The sequence below is a fragment of the Dickeya sp. NCPPB 3274 genome (genome assembly GCF_000406205.1).
GTDB lineage: Bacteria > Pseudomonadota > Gammaproteobacteria > Enterobacterales > Enterobacteriaceae > Dickeya > Dickeya fangzhongdai.
Genome location: NZ_CM001979.1, coordinates 584,249 through 605,116, shown reverse-complemented (window position 1 = coordinate 605,116; position 20,868 = coordinate 584,249). Strand labels below are relative to the sequence as shown.

Genomic DNA, 20,868 nt, shown 5'->3' with positions numbered 1-20,868 from the left:
CAGCATGCTGTGACCGCCATTGTCATTATTCCTGGAGGATCCGGCTATGGGATTATTGGTTGACGGCGTATGGCACGACACCTGGTATGAAACCCAGTCATCCGGCGGACATTTCAAGCGGCCGCAGACATTTTTCCGCAACTGGGTCACCGCCGACGGCGAAGCCGGCCCGACGGGCACGGGCGGTTTCAAAGCAGAAGCCGGTCGCTACCATCTGTACGTATCGCTGGCCTGCCCCTGGGCCCATCGCACGTTGTTACTGCGAAAACTCAAAGGTCTGGAACAACACATCGATGTCTCGGTGGTGCACCCGCTGATGCTGGACCACGGCTGGACCTTCGACACCGATTTTCCGCAGGCCACCGGCGATTCGCTTTATCAGCACGAATTTCTCTATCAGCTTTATCTGCACGCCAAAGCCGACTACAGCGGACGCGTCACCGTTCCCGTGCTGTGGGACACTCAGCAGCACACCATCGTCAGCAATGAATCCGCGGACATCATCCGTATGCTCAACAGCGCGTTCGACGGTTGCGGCGCCGCACCCGGCGATTACTATCCGCAGGCGCTGCGAGAGCAAATCGACAAGCTGAACGAGTGGATTTACCACCAGGTTAACAATGGCGTGTACAAAGCCGGTTTTGCCACAACGCAAGCCGCTTACGACGAATCCGTCGGGCTGGTATTTGCCGCGCTGGACAAACTGGAAACCATCCTCGCCCGGCAACGTTATCTGGCCGGCGATCGCCTCACGGAAGCAGACATTCGTTTGTGGACGACGTTGATCCGTTTTGAGCCGGTCTATCACACCCATTTCAAATGCGACAAACGCCGGATAAGCGATTACCCGAACCTGTATGGTTATCTGCGTGAGATCTATCAGTTGCCCGGCGTATCCGACACCGTGGACATGGCGCATATCCGCCACCACTACTATCGTAGTCACGGCACCATCAACCCTCACGGCATCATCTCCGTCGGGCCGGAGATGGACCTGAATACGCCGCACGGCCGGGATAAGCGCTACCCGTAATCGCTGATGAACAGCGCGTACGATTTACCAACACGCTCCAGACACAACAACGCCGCCGGTTGATTTCAGCCAACCGGCGGCGTTGTTGTGTCTTGCCTTCATATCGCCATCAAAACGCGTTGAATATGCGCGGAATTTCCCGTAAAAACCACGCCTTGGCTTCGCCCATACTGTCGCGCCGCCATGCCATGATAATTTGAGCTTCCATGGAATCTTCCGGACTTACCACTCGCAGACGGCCTTCGGCAATATCCTGCGCCACCCGCTCATACGGCATGGTCGCCACCCCCAACCCGGCCAGCAACGCCCTGCGCTTGTCATCCATCGAACTCACGGTCAGGCGCGGCTGTTTATCCAGCAGTTGCACCGTCAATACCGGGCGCTCGCGAGCGGTATCAGCGATAGCAATACCCCGGTATTTGACACGAGTCACTTCCGATAGCGGTTCGGGCTCATCGTGAATCGGGTGGTCCGGGCTGGCCACATACACGTTTTTCATCAAATAGAGTTTGCGGGTGTTGATCTCTGAAGACGAGCGAAAGTGCATGTCCGGCGCGACAACGATATCCGCCCGTCCCTGCTCCAGCCGTTCCCACGCCCCGGCCAGCACTTCGGTCAATAATGACACCTGGGTATTGGCCTTTAGCGATAGCTTGTCCAACAGCGGAAAAAAGTGCTCGGTCGGCACCAGCGCTTCCACCACGATGGTCAGGTGGGTTTCCCATCCTCGCGCCAGCGCTTCAGCATCCGTGGTTAGTTTGTCGGCGGCTTCCAGCAGAATTCGTCCCCGCTCCAGCAGCATCCGCCCGACATTGGTGAATTTGGTACGATGGCCTGAACGGTCGAACAGCACCACATCCAGTTCATCCTCCAGTTTCTGCATGGTATAACTCAGAGCGGACGGGACTCGCCCCAGTTCATCTGCAGCGGCAGCAAAACTTCCCCGGCGATCGATGGCGTCCATGACCCTTAAAGCTTCTAGTGTTAATGCCCGTTCTTTTGCCATTTCTTCACTCATTCAGGATTTTTGAACGTACCGACCAGATTAACTGGCTAACAATCCATCGTCCAGACAATTACTATCGCTTTATCAATAATTCTCAGGGTCGAATACCATGATCATTAGCAGAGCAGCAGAACAATGCGGCCAGGCTGACTATGGCTGGTTGCAGGCACGTTACACCTTTTCTTTCGGTCATTACTTTGATCCTGATCTACTGGGTTTCGCCTCGCTGCGGGTGCTCAATCAGGAAGTACTGGCCCCGGGTGCCTCTTTTCAGCCACGAACCTATCCGCGCGTCGACATTCTGAACATCCTGTTGCAGGGCGAGGCGGAATACCGCGACAGCAACGGCAACCATACCCGTGCCAAAGCGGGCGAAGCCTTGCTGCTGGCCGCCCAGCCCAACGTCAGTTACAGCGAACACAATATCGGCGACGACACGCCGCTGACCCGGCTGCAACTGTGGCTGGACGCCTGCCCTACGCGGGAAAACCAGTGTCTGCAGCGATTAGCGCTGAAAGACCAACCTTACCAGTTGCTGGCATCGCCGGATGAGTCGGCCAACGCCTTTCATTTGCGTCAGCAGGTGTGGATCCACCATCTGAATCTGGCGGCTGGCGAGCAGCACAACCTGACGTTAAACGGCAACCGCGCCTATCTGCAATCGATTCACGGCACGATCAGCATCAACGGCAATAACGCTGCGATTCCCAACGTATTGCGCTGCGGCGACGGCGCGTTTGTTCAGCAGGAAAACAGCCTTATCATTCGGGCGGAAACCGCCACACGGGCATTACTGATCGATCTGGTTGTCTAGGTCTTCCGCGCTCGTACCAAGTCCCGCCATGTATGTTGCCTTCCGCCCTGATAACCACGTTTCAGGGCAGTGCCGGCGCCGCTAATCAGGCTGGTACACGGCTGGGATTCCGCTATGAAGAAAATGAATTGCCAGTTATGCAGTGTGACGAGAGATGGCCCAGCGCAACCTTGCGGCAGCCATCTCGGCGTTTTTATTCAGTCATGGTAAGATGCCGCCATGATTTCACACTCGCTTCAGGGTTACTGCAATGGATTCAACCAATCCGGACAAACTTGTTGCCCAGGCTGAACAGCTTTGCCAGCAACGCAATGTGCGTCTGACGCCACAGCGTCAGGAAGTGTTGCGCTTAATGGCCCAGCAACCCGGTGCGATCAGCGCGTATGATCTGCTGGATTTGCTTCGCGTTTCCGAGCCTCAGGCCAAGCCTCCCACCGTTTATCGCGCGCTGGATTTTCTGCTGGAACAAGGTTTTATCCACAAGGTGGAGTCCACCAACAGCTATGTACTGTGCCATCATTTCGAAGAACATAGCCACACATCGGCATTGTTTATCTGCGACCGCTGCGGGCAGGTGACGGAACGTCAGACGGAAGGCGTTGAGGAAACGCTGCACCAGTTGGCGAAACAGGCTGGCTTCGCTCTGCGTCACAGTGTGGTGGAAGCCCACGGCTTGTGTGGTGAATGCCAGAAGGTGGAGTCCTGCGAACATCGGGACAGCTGTAATCATGATCACAGCATCATGGTGAAGAAACGCTAAGTGTGAAGCGCTGCTTCACACTACTCCTTCTGAATACATGATTCTTATGAATACATTATTTGTTCTGAAGGCAGTTATTCGTTCTGAAGGCAGCTATCCGTTCTGAGAACAGCTATGCGTTCTGAATAAAGTGATTCTTCCTGAATACACCACGCGTCCCTGAATCCATACATCGCGTTCAGCCCGGTCAACGCACCGGGCGGTACAGGTGTTCATCCAGACAAGCTGAACACCTGCATGGGCGGCGGCTCCCATTCCTCAAAGGCGGACTAAAGCAGGGGCGTTAGCTCCAGTCGCTGTTGCGGATCACGCCAACCGCCAATCCTTCAATCGAGAAATTCTGCTCACGCAGATCGACAACGATTGGAGCGAACTCTTTGTTTTCCGCCAGCAGTTGCACAACGTTGCCCTGCTTTTTCAGTCGCTTGACCGTCACTTCATCTTCGATGCGCGCGACCACCACCTGGCCGTTACGCACATCCTGCGTTTTATGCACCGCCAGCAGGTCGCCGTCAAGAATACCGATATCTTTCATCGACATCCCGCTGACCCGCAGCAGAAAATCGGCGCTGGGCTTGAACATCGCCGGGTCGACCTGATAGTGACATTCGATGTGCTGTTGCGCCAGCAACGGTTCGCCGGCGGCGACGCGACCGATCAACGGCAATCCCTGATCTTCTTCTTCCATCAGCAGACGAATACCACGGGAAGCGCCGGTGACGATCTCAATAACGCCTTTACGCGCCAGCGCCTTGAGATGTTCCTCAGCCGCATTCGGCGAACGGAAGCCAAGCTGACTGGCGATTTCGGCCCGGGTGGGCGGCATACCGGTTTGTGAAATATGATCGCGAATCAGATCATAAACCTGCTGTTGTCTGGTAGTTAGCGCTTTCATTCCGCCCCCTGGTTGTTTATACAGTTTCGCTGTGAGTATATACAGGGAAAGTGCCGATGGGAACCGCGATATCGCTATTGCGCGGATTTTTCTGCGATTATGCAAAGCGTCACGCAAAACGATTCCACAGTATCGCCCCCCATACTCCGGTCGCCAGCAAACAGGCGACAAATACCGCCGCCGAACCAATGTCCTTCGCCCGGCCGGACAGTTCGTGGTAATCCATGCCGACCCGATCCACCACCGCTTCAATAGCGCTATTGACCAGCTCAAACAGCACGATCAGTACCACGGAACCAATCAACAACAGCCGTTCCACCATTGAAACCGGCAGCCAGCAGGCAATAATAACCGCAGCAAGCGTGAGTAATGACTCCTGGCGAAATGCTGCTTCGTGCCGCCATGCCTGCTTCAACCCTTGTAGCGAATAACCCGCCGCCTTGATAATGCGGGTTATTCCGGTTGTTTTGTTCATGCTTACTCCACCTTTAATTTGTCATTGGCCGCAATTTTAACGCGTCGTCATGGTCTCATCACCACAGATATCCTGCCGGGTTTCTGGTATCCTTGGCCCGCATTGCTAACAAGAGGCTTCTGGTTGTTATGTCAGGTTGGCGTAGAATCTACTATAAACTACTGAATTTCCCACTAAAACTCTTGGTAAAGAGTAAGGTTATCCCACAGGATCCCGTTAACGAACAACGTCTGGATCCGGCGCGGCCGATCTTCTATGTGCTGCCCTACAATTCCAAGGCGGATCTACTGACTCTGCGCACCAAATGTCTGGAGCTCAATCTGCCCGATCCGTTGCAGCCGTTGCAGATCGACGGGAAAACCCTGCCGAGCCACGTATTCGTCAACGACGGTCCGCGTCTGTTCCGTTACTACGTCCCCAAACAGCAGTCGATAAAGCTATTTCACGACTATCTGGATCTGCATCGCAACAATCCGGAACTCGACATACAGATGGTGCCGGTGTCGGTCATGTTTGGCCGTTCCCCTGGGCGCGAGGGGCAGAATCAGGACACGCCGCATCTGCGGTTGCTGAACGGCATAGAGAAATTCTTCGCCATTCTGTGGCTGGGTCGCGACAGCTTTGTGCGCTTCTCCGTTCCCGTCTCGCTGCGTTACATGGCGACCGAGCACGGCACCGACAAAACCATCGCCCACAAACTGGCGCGCGTGGCGCGTATGCACTTCTCCCGTCTGCGACTGGCGGCCGTCGGCCCGCGTTTGCCGGTTCGTCAGGAGTTGTTCAACAAACTGTTGTCTTCCCGCGCCATCGCCAAAGCGATTGATGATGAGGCGCGGGTCAAGAAGATTTCCCACGACAAGGCACAGCAGAACGCCATCACGCTGCTGGAAGAGATTGCCGCCGACTTCTCCTATGAAGCCGTCAGGCTATCCGACCGAGTGCTGGGCTGGACCTGGAACCGTCTGTACCAGGGCATCAACGTGCATAATGCCGAGCGGGTACGCCAGTTGGCGCAGGACGGGCATGAAATCGTCTACGTTCCCTGCCACCGCAGCCACATGGACTATCTGCTGCTCTCCTACGTGCTCTACCATCAGGGGCTGGTGCCGCCGCACATCGCCGCCGGCATTAACCTTAATTTCTGGCCGGCCGGTCCGATCTTCCGCCGTCTCGGCGCCTTTTTCATCCGCCGGACCTTCAAAGGCAACAAGCTCTATTCCACCCTGTTCCGCGAGTATCTGGGCGAGTTGTTTACCCGCGGCTATTCGGTGGAGTACTTCGTCGAAGGCGGCCGTTCCCGCACCGGCCGTTTGCTGGAGCCGAAAACCGGCACGCTGGCAATGACCATTCAGGCGATGCTGCGCGGCGGCACCCGCCCGATCACGCTGGTGCCGATTTACATCGGCTACGAACACGTGATGGAAGTGGGCACCTACGCCAAAGAGCTGCGCGGCGCCACCAAGGAAAAAGAAGGCTTCCTGCAGATGGTGCGCGGGCTGCGCAAGCTGCGCAATCTCGGCCAGGGGTACGTTAACATCGGCGAGCCGCTGTCGCTGACCACCTACCTCAACAACCGCGTGCCGCAGTGGCGCGACGCCATCGACCCTATCGATCCGCAGCGTCCGGCCTGGCTGACGCCGACCGTACAGGATATCGCCGACGACATCATGGTGCGCATCAACAACGCGGCGGCGGCCAACGCCATGAACCTGTGCTGCACCGCGCTGTTGGCTTCCCGCCAGCGAGCGCTGACGCGTGAGCAGATGGAAGAGCAGTTGGAGTGTTATCTGCAGTTGCTGCGTAACGTTCCTTACAGCAGCGACATCACCGTGCCGAACAAAACCGCCGCCGAGCTGCTGGAACACGCGCTCGGTATGGACAAGTTCGAGGTGGAAAAGGACAACGTCGGCGACATTATCATCCTGCCGCGCGAGCAGGCAGTGCTGATGACGTACTATCGCAATAACATCCACCATATGCTGGTGCTGCCGTCGCTGGTTGCCAGCATCGTGATGCATTATCGCCGGATCACCACTGAAGAGCTGCTGCGTCAGATAACGCTGATTTATCCGCTGCTGCAGGCCGAATTGTTCCTGCATTACGAGAAAGCGGAGCTGGCGGACGTACTAGACTCGCTGGTGGCCGAGCTGGCGCGTCAGCAGTTGATTCTGAGCAAGGACGGCGAGCTGGAACTGAACCCGGCGCGTATCCGCGCGCTGCAATTGCTGGCCGCCGGCGTCCGCGAAACGCTGCAGCGTTACGCCATTACTCTGGCGTTGCTGAACGCCAACCCGACCATTAGCCGCGGCGCGCTGGAGAAAGAAAGCCGCAGCATGGCGCAGCGTCTCTCCGTGTTGCATGGCATCAACGCGCCGGAATTTTTCGACAAGGCGGTGTTCTCAACGCTGGTCAACACGTTGCGTAACGAAGGGTATGTCAGTGACAGCGGCGACGCGGTGCTGGAACACGTTCAGGCGATTTACGCCATTCTGGGCGAACTGCTGTCTCCGGAAGTGAAACTGACGATTGAAAGCGCCAGCCTGGCGCAGGAAAGCGGCGATAGCGAACCTGCTGTCGATATCGTCGAAAAGGAAGACGCAGAGTGATAATCAGCCCTGCGGAACGACTCCGCAGGGCTGCATCTATTATTCATTACAAAGAATCTATTATTTATTACAAAGAAAATTTACAACAGATAAAAGTTACAGACCGAACAGGATGCCGAAAAACAGCACCATGCCGACATAATTGTTATTGTTGAATGCCCGAAAACAGTCATCGCGCTCACGCCCGGCAATCAGTTTCTGCTGATAAGCGAACAAGGCGGCAGCTGCCAGCACCGACCAGTAAAAAATCTGACTCAGCCCCATCATCCGCCCCAGCGCCAACATTGCCACCAGCGTCATCAGTTGCAGTACGCCGATAATCAGGGTGTCGTGACTGCCAAACAGGATAGCGGTGGATTTTATCCCGATCTTGAGGTCATCGTCGCGATCCACCATGGCGTATTCGGTATCGTAAGCGACGGTCCAGCAGATATAGGCAAAAAACATCAGCCAGCAGGTGGCGGGCAATGATTCGCTGACGGCGGCGTAAGCCATCGGGATCGACCAGCCAAACGCCGCGCCCAGCACCAGCTGCGGCAGATGGCTGACGCGCTTCATGAACGGGTACACCCAGGCCAGCGCCAGCGCGGCGACCGATAACCAGATGGTCAACGGATTCATGGTCAGCACCAGGCCGAACGCCAGTAGCACCAGCACCACAAATAACACTTTAGCGGATTGTTCGCTCACCAAACCAGCCGGCAACGGACGCGCGGCGGTGCGTTTAACATGACCGTCAAAATGGCGGTCGGCGTAGTCATTGATCACACACCCTGCCGCACGCATCAGGAACACGCCCGCCACGAACACCAGCAGCGTCCAGGGCGCCGGCGTTCCTCGCCCTGCCAGCCATAACGCCCACAATGTCGGCCATAACAGCAACAGGGTGCCAATCGGGTTGTTGATACGCATCAGGCGACAATACGCGCCCCAACGTTCTGACGTTAACAGTCTTTCCAACGCCTGATTCTCCTTCTGCACTCAGCCCTGATGGGCGTCGGGGAAATAAATGGGGGCATCCGGCAAAAACAGCTCGGTGATCAGCAACGGATTGCCCGACAACAGCAAACGTGAACGCCGCACCCACAGCGCTCCGCTTCGGCCGGTCTTAATCACATCGCGCGGCGGCGGTCCCTGCAGAAACAAATAGCGCCCCAGCGGCGTGTTACCGATCTGCGTCAGGTCAATATCAGCTTCTTCCAGCGTCTGCTCCGGTATCACCGTGCGACCGAATAACCAGGGTTTGCCATCACCCAGCAGCGTCACCTCACGCAGCCAATAGCGTTCACTCAGCGGCAACAGCGCCGATTCGCCAGCCATATCCAGCGACGACACAAACTGCTCTTCGCTAACCTCCACGGTCAGCCGCAGGCAATGCCGTTCCAGACGACGCGTCATAGAATCGCGGTAAACCAACCAATCCACCACTGACGCGGGTAAATCTTCAGGCGCGCACCACTCAACAGAGTGCAGGCTAGCCAACGCCTTATCAGACATGTATCCCATTCCACACGGTGTTTAATAAATAAAATCTGCGCTTAATAATGCGAGTTGCAGGACGAACACGCTGGCCTGTTGAACAACGCAACGCGTTGACCCTTCAGGGCGAGGCTCATTAGAGCCTTGTAACGCGGCAACCGCATGAATCCCCAGGAGCTTACATAGTAAGTGACCGGGGTGAATGAGGGCAGCCAACACACCTGCAACTTGAAGTATGACGGGTATAAACGCGCTTATTGTAGCGCAGATGCTCAGTGTAGCGAAGAATCGTACGCTGATAACAGGCGCTGAACCGCTTGTTAACGATTTGAGTGATTTTCACACAATCTATCAGCCCGGCTCACACCCTGTTGCAAACTAGCGTATAGCCAAACCTCATCACACATGAGGTACGTTCCTGCGCTCCCCCGTGCATACCGGCATCCTTAAAAAAAACTACCCGGCCGGAGCCGGGTAGTTTTTACAAGTGCGACAGGCGCCACAGCGAGGATATCGCCGCGGCCGCGCGGCAGATTACATCATGCCGCCCATACCACCCATGCCGCCCATGCCGCCGGCAGCGCCTAAGTCAGGCGCGTCGCCTTTCGGCAGCTCGGTCACCATACATTCGGTGGTGATCATCAGGCCGGCAACGGAAGCCGCGTACTGCAGCGCAGAACGGGTTACTTTGGTCGGATCCAGGATACCCATGTCGATCATGTTGCCGTACTGCTCGGTCGCCGCGTTGTAACCGTAGTTGCCTTCGCCCGCTTTCACGTTGTTGGCAACCACTGACGGTTCTTCACCGGCGTTGGACACGATCTGACGCAGCGGCGCTTCCATAGAGCGCAGCGCAACTTTGATACCCACGTTCTGGTCTTCGTTGTCGCCAGTCAGTGCACTGATGGATGCCGCTACGCGCACCAGCGCCACGCCGCCGCCAGCAACCACGCCTTCTTCAACGGCGGCACGGGTCGCGTGCAACGCGTCTTCAACGCGGGCTTTCTTCTCTTTCATTTCCACTTCGGTCGCTGCGCCAACCTTGATAACGGCAACGCCGCCTGCCAGTTTGGCTACGCGTTCCTGCAGCTTTTCACGATCGTAGTCGGAAGTGGCTTCTTCGATCTGCTGGCGAATCTGGGTCACGCGGCCCTGAATCGCGGCTTCGTCGCCCACGCCATCAATGATGGTGGTGGTATCTTTGTTGATAACCACGCGTTTAGCCTGACCCAGATCTTCCAGAGTGGCTTTTTCCAGTTCCAGACCGATTTCTTCGGAAATCACGGTACCGGAAGTCAGGGTAGCGATGTCTTGCAGCATGGCTTTACGACGGTCGCCGAAGCCCGGCGCTTTCACCGCAGCGACTTTCACGATGCCGCGCATGGTGTTGACCACCAGCGTCGCCAGCGCTTCGCCTTCCACGTCTTCAGCGATGATCAGCAGCGGTTTGCCTGCTTTGGCAACGGCTTCCAGCACCGGCAGCATTTCGCGGATGTTGGAGATTTTCTTGTCAGCCAGCAGAATGAACGGGCTTTCCAGCTCAACAGAACCGGTTTCCGGCTTGTTGATGAAGTACGGAGACAGGTAACCGCGGTCGAACTGCATACCTTCCACCACGTCCAGTTCGTCCTGCAGACCGGAACCTTCTTCAACGGTGATCACGCCTTCTTTACCCACTTTTTCCATGGCTTCGGCGATCAGTTTGCCCACGGTTTCGTCGGAGTTGGCGGAGATGGTACCTACCTGAGCGATGGCTTTGGTATCAGCGCAAGGTACAGACAGTTTCTTCAGTTCTTCTACTGCGGCGATAACGGCTTTGTCGATACCGCGTTTCAGATCCATCGGGTTCATGCCCGCGGCAACGGCTTTCAGACCTTCGTTAACGATAGCCTGAGCCAGTACGGTCGCGGTGGTGGTGCCGTCGCCTGCCGCATCGTTGGCTTTGGAGGCAACTTCTTTCACCATCTGGGCGCCCATGTTCTCGAACTTGTCTTCCAGTTCGATCTCACGTGCAACGGACACGCCGTCTTTGGTGATGGTCGGCGAGCCGAAGGATTTGTCCAGTACCACGTTACGGCCTTTCGGGCCCAGCGTTACTTTTACTGCATCAGCCAGCACATTAACGCCACGCAACATTTTTACCCGAGCGTCATTACCGAATTTTACGTCTTTAGCTGCCATTGGTAGTTTCCCTTGAATTCGTTTCGTTCAGATGATTACGTGAGATTAGGCTTCAACAATCGCCAGAATGTCGCTTTCAGACATGATCAACACTTCTTCGTTATCGATCTTCTCAGTCTTCACGCCATAGCCATCATTGAAAATGACGATATCGCCAACCTTCACGTCCAACGGTTTCACTTCACCGTTTTCCAGGATACGGCCATGGCCAACAGCCAGGACTTCACCACGGGTGGATTTACCCGCTGCAGAACCGGTCAGAACAATGCCGCCAGCAGATTTTGACTCGACTTCTTTGCGCTTGACGATCACGCGGTCATGCAATGGACGAATTTTCATTGATAGCTCTCCTTTGAGAAAGTCCATATCAGTTTAGGTTAAACGCCGGATGCACTCTGGCATCCAGCCTTGTGGTGAACTAAGTGGGGACGTTTCACGACGCTTCAAGGGAAAAAAGAAATTTTTTTTGCGTTAAGTGAAATTTTTCCGTCGGTCTGCGCCCGGCGCCGTTCCGCGCCCCTTCCGGCCGGGGTCAACGCGGTGAGGAATCGTTGGGCGGGTTATTGTCGTGGCGGTCGTCATCGGACTTGTCCAGCCGATCGTGTTCGTCTTTGCGCTGAAACTCGCCTTCAAACACATTGCCCTGCCCGCGGTGACCGTCCGGCCCCGGGCGGCCGCGCCAGATTTGCAGATGCGGCATCAGCTTGAGCGTCAGGTGCTTTTGCACCGGCGGCAGCAGCAGCAACAAGCCGAGAAAGTCGGTGAAAAATCCCGGCACCACCAGCAGGAAACCGGCCAGTATCAAGGATACGCTTTTAACCAGTTCGGCCGCCGGACTTTCCCCCGCCTGCAGGCGCTGCTGCATCAGCATGATGTTCTTCACGCCCTGGTTACGCACCATGGAGATCCCGATACAGGACGTCAGCACGACCAGCAGTAAGGTGAGCGCCACGCCCAGCACTTCAGCCACCCGAATAAAAATAGAGATTTCGACGTAAACGAACAAAAAAATCAGCAAAAGCGGTAACCAGCGCACCCGAAACTCCTGTGGTTGATATTTAACCCATTGATAAAATATTGACTTAACAGCGCGCGGTCATATTGCTTACCTCGTGCTGTCATCACGAACAGGTATGAAGATACGACCAGTTGGCGTGGTACAGTACCTTATACTCGAACACGCCATTTACCCATACTGGCGGACGCTAATCAGGAGATGGTAGTGCAAACGCCGTTTTTCAACCATGATGGTGATGTATCCGTTTATTCCTGCACCACGGCCATGACCCTCATCACAGTTCATACAGTCTGGGAGAGATGACCGCCCATATGTGATCGGGGCAACGGAAATCCTGCACAACAACAGAATATCATAACAACAACAGCGAGCATGATGGTTAAACATTCTGCTGCTGTCCTCCACGGTAAGACGATACATCCTATAAATTCTAATCGACAGAAGTAAGAGAAGGCTCTCATGTCAGATAACATTCGCATTGAAGAAGATCTGTTAGGTACCAGAGAAGTTCCGGCTGATGCGTATTACGGCGTCCACACGCTGCGCGCGATAGAAAACTTCTATATCAGCAACCAGAAAATCAGCGACATCCCGGAATTCGTACGCGGCATGGTAATGGTCAAAAAAGCCGCGGCCATGGCTAACCGTGAACTTCAGACCATACCGCGCAAGATTGCCGACACCATCATCAAAGCCTGCGATGAAGTACTGGTTAACGGCAAATGCCTGGACCAGTTTCCGGTCGACGTGTTCCAGGGCGGCGCGGGTACGTCCGTCAACATGAACACCAACGAAGTACTGGCTAATATCGGTCTGGAACTGATGGGCCATAAAAAAGGGGAATATCAGTATCTGAACCCCAATGACCACGTCAACAAATGCCAGTCCACCAACGATGCCTACCCCACCGGTTTCCGCATCGCGGTGTACAACTGCATTCTGAAACTGGTCGAAGCCGTGACCGTACTGGGCGATGGCTTTGAGCAGAAGGCGAAAGAATTTGAAAACATCCTGAAAATGGGTCGTACCCAGTTGCAGGATGCGGTACCGATGTCGCTGGGCCAGGAGTTCCACGCTTTCAACGTGCTGCTGAAAGAAGAGAACAAAAACCTGCTGCGCACCGCGGAATTGCTGCTGGAAGTGAACCTGGGCGCCACCGCTATCGGCACCCGTCTGAACACCCCGGAAGGCTACCAGCATCTGGCGGTGCAGAAACTGGCGGAAGTGAGCAAACTGCCGTGCGTGCCGGCGGAAGACCTGATCGAAGCCACCTCCGACTGCGGCGCCTACGTGATGGTGCACAGTACGCTGAAACGTCTGGCGGTCAAACTGTCCAAGATCTGTAACGACCTGCGTCTGCTCTCTTCCGGCCCGCGCGCCGGCCTGAACGAAATCAACCTGCCGGAACTGCAGGCCGGTTCCTCCATCATGCCCGCCAAGGTCAACCCGGTGGTGCCGGAGGTAGTTAACCAGGTGTGTTTCAAAGTCATCGGCAACGATACCTGCGTGACCATGGCGGCCGAAGCCGGGCAGTTGCAGTTGAACGTGATGGAGCCGGTTATCGGCCAGGCGATGTTCGAATCTACCCAGATTCTGACCAACGCTTGCTACAACCTGCTGGAGAAATGCGTCGAAGGCATCACCGCCAATAAAGACGTCTGCGAATCCTACGTATTTAACTCCATCGGCATCGTCACTTACCTGAACCCGTTCATCGGCCACCACAACGGCGACATCGTCGGCAAGATCTGCGCCGAAACCGGCAAGAGCGTGCGTGAAGTGGTGCTGGAGCGCGGTCTGCTGACCGAAGCCGAGCTGGATGACATCTTCTCGGTGCAAAACCTGATGCACCCGGCTTACAAAGCCAAACGCTACACCGAAGACCAAGACGCGTCGTAATTCCGCGAGGTCTTTTCTGTAAGGCACGTCAGTCCCGCCTGGGGCTGCGTGCCTTTATTCTATCCCCTGCTTTATCCGCGCCGCAAAAGGCCAGGCTTTCGCCATAACCATAAGAAAAAAATATGGAAAGACGTTTTGCAATGTCACGGACAACAAAATCAGAAGGAACATCAACATGGTTATTCTGGAACTGTTTATCGTACTCCTCGCCATTTATCTGGGCGCCAGACTCGGCGGCATCGGCATCGGTTTCGCCGGCGGGCTCGGTGTACTGGTTCTGACGCTGGGGTTTCACATCAAGCCGGGCGCGATCCCGTTCGACGTGATTGAAATCATCATGGCGGTTATCGCCGCTATCGCCGCCATGCAGGTGGCTGGCGGCATGGATTATCTGGTCAGTCTGGCGGAAAAATTGCTGCGCCGTCAGCCGCGTTACGTCACCTTTCTCGCGCCGCTGGTGACCTATTTCATGACGCTGCTGGCTGGCACCGGCCACACCGCGTTCTCCACCCTGCCGGTTATCGCCGAGGTGGCGAAGGAACAAGGCATCCGCCCGTCCCGTCCGCTGTCGATCGCGGTGGTCGCCTCGCAGATCGCCATTACCGCCTCGCCGATCTCCGCCGCGGTGGTCTTCGTCGCCGGTCTGCTGGAACCGAAAGGCGTGAGCTATCTGGCGCTGCTCGGCATCTGCATTCCCAGTACGCTGATCGCCATCATGCTGACCGCCGTGTTCACCAACTTTCTTGGTAAGGAGCTGAAAGATGACGAGGTCTATCAGGAGCGCCTGCGCAAAGGCGAAGTCACCCTGCGCGGCCACGGCCAACTGGCGCTGAAACCGGGCGCCAAACGTTCGGTCGGGCTGTTTCTTGTCGGCATCATCGCCGTGGTGCTGTACGCCACCGCCATCAGCGACACCGTCGGGCTGATTCATAACCCGGTGTTGCCGCGCAACGAAGCGATTGTGGTGTTCATGCTGACCATCGCCACGTTGATCTGCCTGACCTGCCGCGTCGATACCGCCCAAATCCTCAGCGCCGGCACCTTCAAGTCCGGTATGAGCGCCTGCGTGTGCGTGATGGGCGTGGCGTGGCTGGGCGATACCTTCGTCAAAGCGCACCTTGCCGATATCCAGAGTACGGCGGGCACGCTGTTGCAGAGCCACCCGTGGATGCTGGCGGTGGTGCTGTTCTTCGCCGCGACGCTGCTCTATTCGCAGGCCGCCACCGCCAAAGCGCTGATGCCGGCCGCACTGCTGCTGGGCGTTAGCCCGGTGACGGCGATCGCCTCATTTGCCGCGGTATCGGCGCTGTTCGTGCTGCCCACCTACCCCACGCTGCTGGCGGCGGTGGAAATGGATGACACCGGTTCAACCCGTATCGGCAAGTACGTGTTCAACCACGCGTTTCTGATCCCCGGCGTGGTGGCGATTTCGCTGTCGGTCGCCTTCGGCTTCGTTATCGGTCACCTGGTGCTGTAACGTTCCGCCGAATCGTAAAGTTTTTTCGGATCGGCGTTCCAGCGCCGATCCGGCCTTACGATTGCCGACCCCGCACGGTATAGTGTGTCAACCGTTACCGTTATCGAGGTCACGATGTCAGAACCCAACAGCAATGCGCAATCCAACAGCGCGGTGGTAGTACTCTGCACCGCACCCGATGAAGACTGCGCCCGACGGTTGGCCAACTCCGCGCTGGAAGCGCGTCTGGCCGCCTGCGTCACCATACTGCCGGGCGCCACTTCCCTGTATCACTGGGAAGGTAAACTGGAACAGCAGACGGAACTTCAACTGCTGCTTAAAAGCGACAGGGAACATCAGTCCGCACTGCTGACTCACCTGAAACAACAGCATCCTTACCAGACACCAGAATTACTGGTGCTGCCGGTCGAGGGTGGCGACAGCGATTATCTCTCATGGCTCAACGCATCTTTACGCTGACGGTTCTGTGCCTCAGCCTGTTTTTCAGTACTCTGACACCGGCGCAAAGCCCTTTCGGGCGCAGCGCGCAGTCGCAGTTCCTGCAGGTGGATCAAGCCTTTGCCTTCGATTTTTACCAGCGCGGCAACCAACTGACGTTGAACTGGCAGATTCACCCCGGTTACTACCTGTACCGCCAGCAAATCAAGCTGGATAGCGCGCTGCTGGCGCCTCCGGGCCTGACGCTGCCGCCCGGCGAACCACATCGGGACGAATTTTTCGGCGAGGTGGCTATCTACCGCCAGTCGCTGACGCTCAATGTCCCTTTACGCGACGTGCCGCCCGGCGCTTCGCTCAGCATCACCTATCAGGGCTGCGCCGACGCCGGTTTCTGCTACCCGCCGGAAACCCGTTCGGTGCCGCTCAGCGCCATCACCAACGCTATCACCAACGATACGCCGGCGACGCCGACCGCCGTCACGCCGCAGCCGGACCGTGCTTATACCCCGCAGTTGCCGTTCTCGCCGCTGTGGGCGCTGCTCATCGGTATCGGCGTCGCCTTCACCCCTTGCGTGCTGCCGATGTACCCGCTGATTTCCGGGCTGATTCTCGGCCGCCAGCAACGGCTGTCCGCCGGTCGTACCCTGCTGCTGACGCTGGTGTACGTACAGGGAATGGCCTTGACCTACACCCTGCTCGGTCTGGTGGTTGCGGCGGCAGGCTTGCGTTTTCAGGCGGCGTTGCAACACCCTTACGTCCTGATCGGGCTGTCGGTGATGTTTGTCGCGCTGGCGCTGTCGATGTTCGGCGTCTATAGCCTGCAATTGCCGTCATCCCTGCAAACGCGCCTGACCCTGTGGAGCAATCGCCAGCAAAGCGGCTCCGCCGCCGGGGTTTTCGCCATGGGCGCACTGGCCGGGCTGATTTGCTCGCCCTGCACCACCGCGCCGCTCAGCGCGCTGCTATTGTACATCGCCCAAAGCGGCAACCTGCTGGTCGGCGGCGGCTCGCTGTACCTGTACGCGCTGGGCATGGGGCTGCCGCTGATGGCGATTACCCTGTTCGGCAATCGGCTGCTGCCCAAACGCGGCCCCTGGATGAATCACGTCAAGGAAGGTTTCGGGTTCGTGATTCTGGCGCTGCCGGTATTCCTGCTGGGAAGAGTGCTGGGCGACGTCTGGGAGTGGCGCTTGTGGGGGCTGCTCGGCGTGGCGTTTTTCGGCTGGGCATTTGCCCTCAGCCTGCGCAGTCACGCCGGCGGCATGCGACTGGTGCAGATTCTGCTGTTTCTGGGCGCGTTGCTGGCGGCCCGGCCGTTGCAGGACTGGGTGTTCGCGCCGGTACAGGCTGAACCGACCAGCGGCAGCCAGTTGCGCTTCACGCCGACCAACACGCTGGATGACCTGACCACGGCGCTGAGTCGCAGCGACAACCGCATCACCATGCTCGACCTGTACGCCGACTGGTGCGTGGCTTGCAAAGAGTTCGAAAAATACACCTTCCGCGATGCGGCGGTGCAGCAGTCGCTGTCCGCCATGCAACGGTTGCAGGCGGATGTCACCGCCAACAACGAGACGCAGCGGGCGCTATTGCAGCACCTACAGGTGCTGGGACTGCCGACGATTCTGTTTTTCGACGCCGGCGGCCGGGAAATTCCGGGCTCGCGTGTGACCGGCTTCATGGACGCCGCCGCTTTTAGCGCGCACTTGCAGACGCTGGCGCGCTAACATCAAGTCCTATCGCGGCAGGCGGTCATAAACTTGAAAGATGCCGGAGATAAACCACACTGGTTAGTGATGATTGATGAGCAGGAGGAGCATGATGCAACGGGAAGACGTTCTGGAACAGGCGCTGGCCTTGCTGGAACGGCGCGGATTCGCCGACACAACGCTGGATATGCTGGCCGACCAACTGGGCGTCTCTCCGGCCGAACTGCAGCCCTTCTGGCCCGACCGTGAAGCCCTGCTGTACGACAGCCTGCGTTATCACAGCCAGCAGGTGAATATCTGGCGCAAACAGGTGCAGTTGGATGAACAGGCCGGGCCAGAGCAAAAGCTGCTGGTACGCTACCAACGGTTACAGGACGCCGTCAGCCAGCATCGTTTTCCCGGCTGCCTGTTCATCGCCGCCTGCAGCGCCTTCCCCGACCCGCTCCACCCCATCCACCAGATTGCGGAACAGCAAAAACAAGCCTCATACCAGTACACCAAGACGCTGCTGGACGCGCTGGAAATCGACGACGCGGACATGGTGGCCCTGCAACTGGAACTGATTCTGGAGGGCTGCCTGAGCAAGTTGTTGGTAAAACGCCAGTTGTCCGACGTGACCGTGGCGAAACGGCTGGCAGAAGACGTACTACGCGTGGCCATGTGCCGGAAACACGGCGCGCTGGCGTAACGCTTTCGCACCCGCCGAACCACGTCCGACAGGCCCATCGGCGATATGCTGTTGCTTATTTATGCAAAAACCGTATAAACGCCGAAAAAGCAGCCAAACCGTCAAAAAGTGGGTTAATTCACGTTGACGAAGCCGCCTGAATCCGGTTTAATGCGCCCCGTTGCCCGGATAGCTCAGTCGGTAGAGCAGGGGATTGAAAATCCCCGTGTCCTTGGTTCGATTCCGAGTCCGGGCACCACCTTTCCTTTTTTATGCCTCCTTATCAATTCCTATGTGTATGTAATTCAATAAGTTGGCGTGAAAATCTTTTCCGATGCGTTTTGATTTATCCCTTCGTATCGGGGAATTTGTGGGTCAGATTGCGGGTCATTCAGTTCGATGAACGGGAGTGACCCTCACATGTTAACTGACAGCAAAGTCCGATCCGCGAAACCTCTCGCAAAATCTTACAAGCTCAATGACTCGCAAGGCCTGTACCTGACGGTATCCACCAGCGGCGCTAAGCTATGGTATTTCCGCTACCGTTTCGGCGGTAAAGAAAACCGTCTGGCTTTTGGCCCCTACCCGCAAACTACGCTGGCGGAAGCCCGTGAAAAACGCGATGCGGCACGTAAGCTATTGGCGTCCGGCATCAGCCCTTCTCAGCTTCGTAAATCGAGCAACCCCGCCGTTGATGAATCCCGCACCTTTCAGTATGTCGCAACCATGGCACACCAGCAGTCTTAAACTCTGGTCAGACGCGCACGCCGATAAAATCCTCACCTGCCTGAAACGCTACGTTTTCCCCGCGATTGGCTCGATGGATATCGCACAGGTTGAAACCCGCCATCTGGCGCAGTTGGTTAAGGCAATTGACGATAAAGGCGTGCATGACGTCGCCGGACGGGTGCGCCAGCATCTGACCAAAATCATGCGTCACGCCGTCCAGCAGGGCGTCATCAAATACAATTCGGCTTACGATTTAGATGGCGTCGTGACCCCGGTGGCGACCCAACATCACCCCGCCCTGCCGCTGAAACGCCTGCCTGAACTGCTGGAGAAGATGGAAAACTACAAAGGCCGGATGCTCACCCGTCTGGCTCTGGAACTGAATCTGCACGTGTTTCTGCGCTCCAGCGAACTCCGTTTTGCCCGCTGGGATGAATTTAACCTGAAGGCGCATATCTGGAGCGTACCCGCCCAGCGCGAAGCCATAAGCGGCGTGCGGTTCTCAGAGCGTGGCGCAAAGATGAAGGATGAACATCTGGTGCCGCTGTCACGGCAGGCGGTCGCCCTGCTGAAACAGATTCAGGCGCTTTCCGGCGAATCGGTCTTCGTTTTTCCCGGCGCGCATACCCTGAACAAGCCGATGAGTGAAAACACCATCAACAAGGCGCTGCGCGTGATTGGCTATGACACTAAAACCGAAATCTGTGGGCATGGTTTCAGAACCATGGCCTGTAGCGCACTGAACGAGTCTGGACGCTGGTCAAAGGATGCCATCGAGCGACAGATGAGCCACAAAGAGCGCAACGGCGTGCGGGCGGCCTACGTGCATAAAGCGGAGCATCTGGAAGCCAGAATCGAAATGATGCAATGGTGGTCGGATTATCTGGACGTCAACCGAGAGGGCTATGTCGCGCCATATATTTATGCGCGGGGTCATTCGGCTGGCTAACGCGCTGCGCTTGTTGGCTCCTGACGGGCTTTCTATGTGATAGAAAACCCGTCAGGAGCGTTGTCGTAAAATCATTAGGGTATTCTGCCAAACGTTTCTTACACATTAGTATTTGCTACATCGGCTGACTCAAATCACCGTTCAGCCTTTTGGTTCAATACCGCGCGTCTGGAGTTCCTTACGCAGAACACGCTTGATCCACGTAGCCAATGTCTTGTCGCCATCCTTATGGGCTTGTTCTTCTAATTGCGCACGAAACTCGTGGGACAGTCGAATTTGATACTGGTCTGTTTTTGTTTTTTCACTTGACATTGTAATTACAAATTCCATAGCATGGTATAGTTGTAATTACACCGCAATTACATGGTGTTTTGCAACAGTAAAGAGCGAAGCCCGGCAGTGCTAGGAACACTAACCGGGCTTCTGACCACAACATTATGAGGACTAATGCTATGGCTGACACCGATAGTAACACGGGCGCGTCTTATCAATCACTGCCGGATTATGAGAACCGTTACTCCGCCATGAGTGCCGCGCTGGCTCATCTGGATTTTTCAAACATGGACAATGACGAACTCTCGCAGGTCACAGAATATTGCGCCGAAACGCAGGCCGGGCTTTGCCATTGCCTGAATTTCATTGGCGATGCGCTGATTACCTTTGCCGATAATGACGTGTGCGAATCGACACCAGAAAGCCTGTGCCAGTTGGGACACGGGCTAACCGCAATCAG

General features: G+C 56.5%; 19 protein-coding genes, 1 tRNA gene and 1 pseudogene. 12 read left to right on the top strand and 9 right to left on the bottom strand.

The window, feature by feature from the left end:
• Positions 1 to 46 precede the first annotated feature (46 nt).
• Positions 47 to 1,033 (top strand): glutathione S-transferase family protein, encoded by a 987-nt coding sequence (locus DXX3274_RS03430; protein WP_042858582.1) that lies wholly within the window; start codon positions 47 to 49, stop codon positions 1,031 to 1,033.
• Between the two features lie 109 nt (positions 1,034 to 1,142).
• Here the strand turns inward: DXX3274_RS03430 and DXX3274_RS03425 are convergent, their stop codons facing one another.
• Complete coding sequence (locus DXX3274_RS03425; protein WP_038917767.1) at positions 1,143 to 2,039, bottom strand: LysR family transcriptional regulator; 897 nt, start codon at positions 2,037 to 2,039, stop codon at positions 1,143 to 1,145.
• A gap of 109 nt (positions 2,040 to 2,148) precedes the next feature.
• Here DXX3274_RS03425 and DXX3274_RS03420 point away from each other — a divergent pair, with 109 nt between their 5' ends.
• Positions 2,149 to 2,853, top strand: a complete 705-nt coding sequence (locus tag DXX3274_RS03420) for a pirin family protein (protein WP_042858580.1) — start codon at positions 2,149 to 2,151, stop codon at positions 2,851 to 2,853.
• Between the two features lie 250 nt (positions 2,854 to 3,103).
• Positions 3,104 to 3,613: a zinc uptake transcriptional repressor Zur gene (gene zur / locus DXX3274_RS03415; RefSeq protein ID WP_033570633.1), complete on the top strand. Its 510-nt coding sequence runs from the start codon at positions 3,104 to 3,106 to the stop codon at positions 3,611 to 3,613.
• A 283-nt stretch (positions 3,614 to 3,896) separates the two neighbouring features.
• Here zur and lexA read toward each other — a convergent pair whose 3' ends face one another.
• Positions 3,897 to 4,508 carry a transcriptional repressor LexA gene (lexA, locus tag DXX3274_RS03410; protein WP_022632067.1) on the bottom strand — a complete coding sequence of 204 codons (612 nt, stop codon included), beginning with the start codon at positions 4,506 to 4,508 and terminating at the stop codon, positions 3,897 to 3,899.
• Positions 4,509 to 4,617: 109 nt separating this feature from the next.
• A complete protein-coding gene (locus tag DXX3274_RS03405) occupies positions 4,618 to 4,983 on the bottom strand; it encodes a diacylglycerol kinase (RefSeq protein ID WP_042858578.1) in 366 nt (121 codons plus the stop codon).
• 128 nt (positions 4,984 to 5,111) lie between these two features.
• On the opposite strand from DXX3274_RS03405, the gene plsB reads away from it, so the two are divergent.
• The gene (gene plsB, locus DXX3274_RS03400) at positions 5,112 to 7,589 is read left to right on the top strand and encodes a glycerol-3-phosphate 1-O-acyltransferase PlsB (protein WP_042858577.1); all 2,478 of its coding nucleotides are present in this window, start codon (positions 5,112 to 5,114) and stop codon (positions 7,587 to 7,589) included.
• Between the two features lie 96 nt (positions 7,590 to 7,685).
• On the opposite strand, the gene ubiA is transcribed toward plsB, so the two are convergent.
• The 5 genes from ubiA to DXX3274_RS03375 form a co-directional block, all read right to left on the bottom strand.
• Positions 7,686 to 8,549 carry a 4-hydroxybenzoate octaprenyltransferase gene (gene ubiA / locus DXX3274_RS03395; RefSeq protein WP_042861852.1) on the bottom strand — a complete coding sequence of 288 codons (864 nt, stop codon included), beginning with the start codon at positions 8,547 to 8,549 and terminating at the stop codon, positions 7,686 to 7,688.
• A 21-nt stretch (positions 8,550 to 8,570) separates the two neighbouring features.
• The gene (gene ubiC, locus DXX3274_RS03390) at positions 8,571 to 9,086 is read right to left on the bottom strand and encodes a chorismate lyase (RefSeq protein ID WP_042858576.1); all 516 of its coding nucleotides are present in this window, start codon (positions 9,084 to 9,086) and stop codon (positions 8,571 to 8,573) included.
• A 516-nt stretch (positions 9,087 to 9,602) separates the two neighbouring features.
• Complete coding sequence (groL, locus tag DXX3274_RS03385) at positions 9,603 to 11,249, bottom strand: chaperonin GroEL (RefSeq protein WP_033570628.1); 1,647 nt, start codon at positions 11,247 to 11,249, stop codon at positions 9,603 to 9,605.
• A 45-nt stretch (positions 11,250 to 11,294) separates the two neighbouring features.
• Entirely contained in the window at positions 11,295 to 11,588 is a 294-nt protein-coding gene (locus DXX3274_RS03380; RefSeq protein WP_013316258.1) for a co-chaperone GroES, read from the bottom strand.
• Between the two features lie 193 nt (positions 11,589 to 11,781).
• A complete protein-coding gene (locus DXX3274_RS03375; protein WP_042858574.1) occupies positions 11,782 to 12,285 on the bottom strand; it encodes an FxsA family protein in 504 nt (167 codons plus the stop codon).
• A gap of 441 nt (positions 12,286 to 12,726) precedes the next feature.
• On the opposite strand from DXX3274_RS03375, the gene aspA reads away from it, so the two are divergent.
• The 7 genes and pseudogenes from aspA (at position 12,727) to DXX3274_RS03340 (ending at position 20,135) form a co-directional block, all read left to right on the top strand.
• The gene (gene aspA, locus DXX3274_RS03370) at positions 12,727 to 14,166 is read left to right on the top strand and encodes an aspartate ammonia-lyase (protein WP_042858572.1); all 1,440 of its coding nucleotides are present in this window, start codon (positions 12,727 to 12,729) and stop codon (positions 14,164 to 14,166) included.
• A gap of 175 nt (positions 14,167 to 14,341) precedes the next feature.
• Complete coding sequence (locus DXX3274_RS03365; protein ID WP_042858571.1) at positions 14,342 to 15,643, top strand: anaerobic C4-dicarboxylate transporter; 1,302 nt, start codon at positions 14,342 to 14,344, stop codon at positions 15,641 to 15,643.
• Between the two features lie 114 nt (positions 15,644 to 15,757).
• On the top strand, positions 15,758 to 16,102 hold the full coding sequence (cutA, locus tag DXX3274_RS03360; protein WP_050569800.1) for a divalent cation tolerance protein CutA: 345 nt from the start codon (positions 15,758 to 15,760) through the stop codon (positions 16,100 to 16,102).
• Complete coding sequence (locus tag DXX3274_RS03355; RefSeq protein ID WP_042858570.1) at positions 16,078 to 17,808, top strand: protein-disulfide reductase DsbD; 1,731 nt, start codon at positions 16,078 to 16,080, stop codon at positions 17,806 to 17,808. Before cutA ends, DXX3274_RS03355 begins: the two co-directional genes overlap by 25 nt.
• 94 nt (positions 17,809 to 17,902) lie before the next feature.
• Positions 17,903 to 18,478 (top strand): transcriptional regulator, encoded by a 576-nt coding sequence (locus DXX3274_RS03350; protein WP_042858567.1) that lies wholly within the window; start codon positions 17,903 to 17,905, stop codon positions 18,476 to 18,478.
• A gap of 162 nt (positions 18,479 to 18,640) precedes the next feature.
• A tRNA-Phe gene (locus DXX3274_RS03345) sits at positions 18,641 to 18,716 on the top strand.
• Between the two features lie 161 nt (positions 18,717 to 18,877).
• A pseudogene (locus DXX3274_RS03340) lies at positions 18,878 to 20,135 on the top strand (tyrosine-type recombinase/integrase).
• A gap of 141 nt (positions 20,136 to 20,276) precedes the next feature.
• On the opposite strand, the gene DXX3274_RS23935 reads toward DXX3274_RS03340, so the two are convergent.
• Entirely contained in the window at positions 20,277 to 20,447 is a 171-nt protein-coding gene (locus DXX3274_RS23935) for a hypothetical protein (RefSeq protein WP_162847981.1), read from the bottom strand.
• Between the two features lie 140 nt (positions 20,448 to 20,587).
• Here DXX3274_RS23935 and DXX3274_RS03335 point away from each other — a divergent pair.
• Positions 20,588 to 20,868: hypothetical protein (locus tag DXX3274_RS03335; protein WP_042858565.1), on the top strand; the 281-nt coding region annotated here is incomplete at its 3' end.

Bases quoted from the DNA above. Each gene is read 5' to 3' on its own strand.
- DXX3274_RS03430 (WP_042858582.1), top strand. From the start codon at position 47: ATGGGATTATTGGTTGACGGCGTATGGCACGACACCTGGTATGAAACC.
- DXX3274_RS03425 (WP_038917767.1), bottom strand. From the start codon at position 2,039: ATGGCAAAAGAACGGGCATTAACACTAGAAGCTTTAAGGGTCATGGAC.
- DXX3274_RS03420 (WP_042858580.1), top strand. From the start codon at position 2,149: ATGATCATTAGCAGAGCAGCAGAACAATGCGGCCAGGCTGACTATGGC.
- zur (WP_033570633.1), top strand. From the start codon at position 3,104: ATGGATTCAACCAATCCGGACAAACTTGTTGCCCAGGCTGAACAGCTT.
- lexA (WP_022632067.1), bottom strand. From the start codon at position 4,508: ATGAAAGCGCTAACTACCAGACAACAGCAGGTTTATGATCTGATTCGC.
- DXX3274_RS03405 (WP_042858578.1), bottom strand. From the start codon at position 4,983: ATGAACAAAACAACCGGAATAACCCGCATTATCAAGGCGGCGGGTTAT.
- plsB (WP_042858577.1), top strand. From the start codon at position 5,112: ATGTCAGGTTGGCGTAGAATCTACTATAAACTACTGAATTTCCCACTA.
- ubiC (WP_042858576.1), bottom strand. From the start codon at position 9,086: ATGTCTGATAAGGCGTTGGCTAGCCTGCACTCTGTTGAGTGGTGCGCG.
- groL (WP_033570628.1), bottom strand. From the start codon at position 11,249: ATGGCAGCTAAAGACGTAAAATTCGGTAATGACGCTCGGGTAAAAATG.
- DXX3274_RS03380 (WP_013316258.1), bottom strand. From the start codon at position 11,588: ATGAAAATTCGTCCATTGCATGACCGCGTGATCGTCAAGCGCAAAGAA.
- aspA (WP_042858572.1), top strand. From the start codon at position 12,727: ATGTCAGATAACATTCGCATTGAAGAAGATCTGTTAGGTACCAGAGAA.
- DXX3274_RS03365 (WP_042858571.1), top strand. From the start codon at position 14,342: ATGGTTATTCTGGAACTGTTTATCGTACTCCTCGCCATTTATCTGGGC.
- cutA (WP_050569800.1), top strand. From the start codon at position 15,758: ATGTCAGAACCCAACAGCAATGCGCAATCCAACAGCGCGGTGGTAGTA.
- DXX3274_RS03355 (WP_042858570.1), top strand. From the start codon at position 16,078: ATGGCTCAACGCATCTTTACGCTGACGGTTCTGTGCCTCAGCCTGTTT.
- DXX3274_RS03350 (WP_042858567.1), top strand. From the start codon at position 17,903: ATGCAACGGGAAGACGTTCTGGAACAGGCGCTGGCCTTGCTGGAACGG.
- DXX3274_RS23935 (WP_162847981.1), bottom strand. From the start codon at position 20,447: ATGTCAAGTGAAAAAACAAAAACAGACCAGTATCAAATTCGACTGTCC.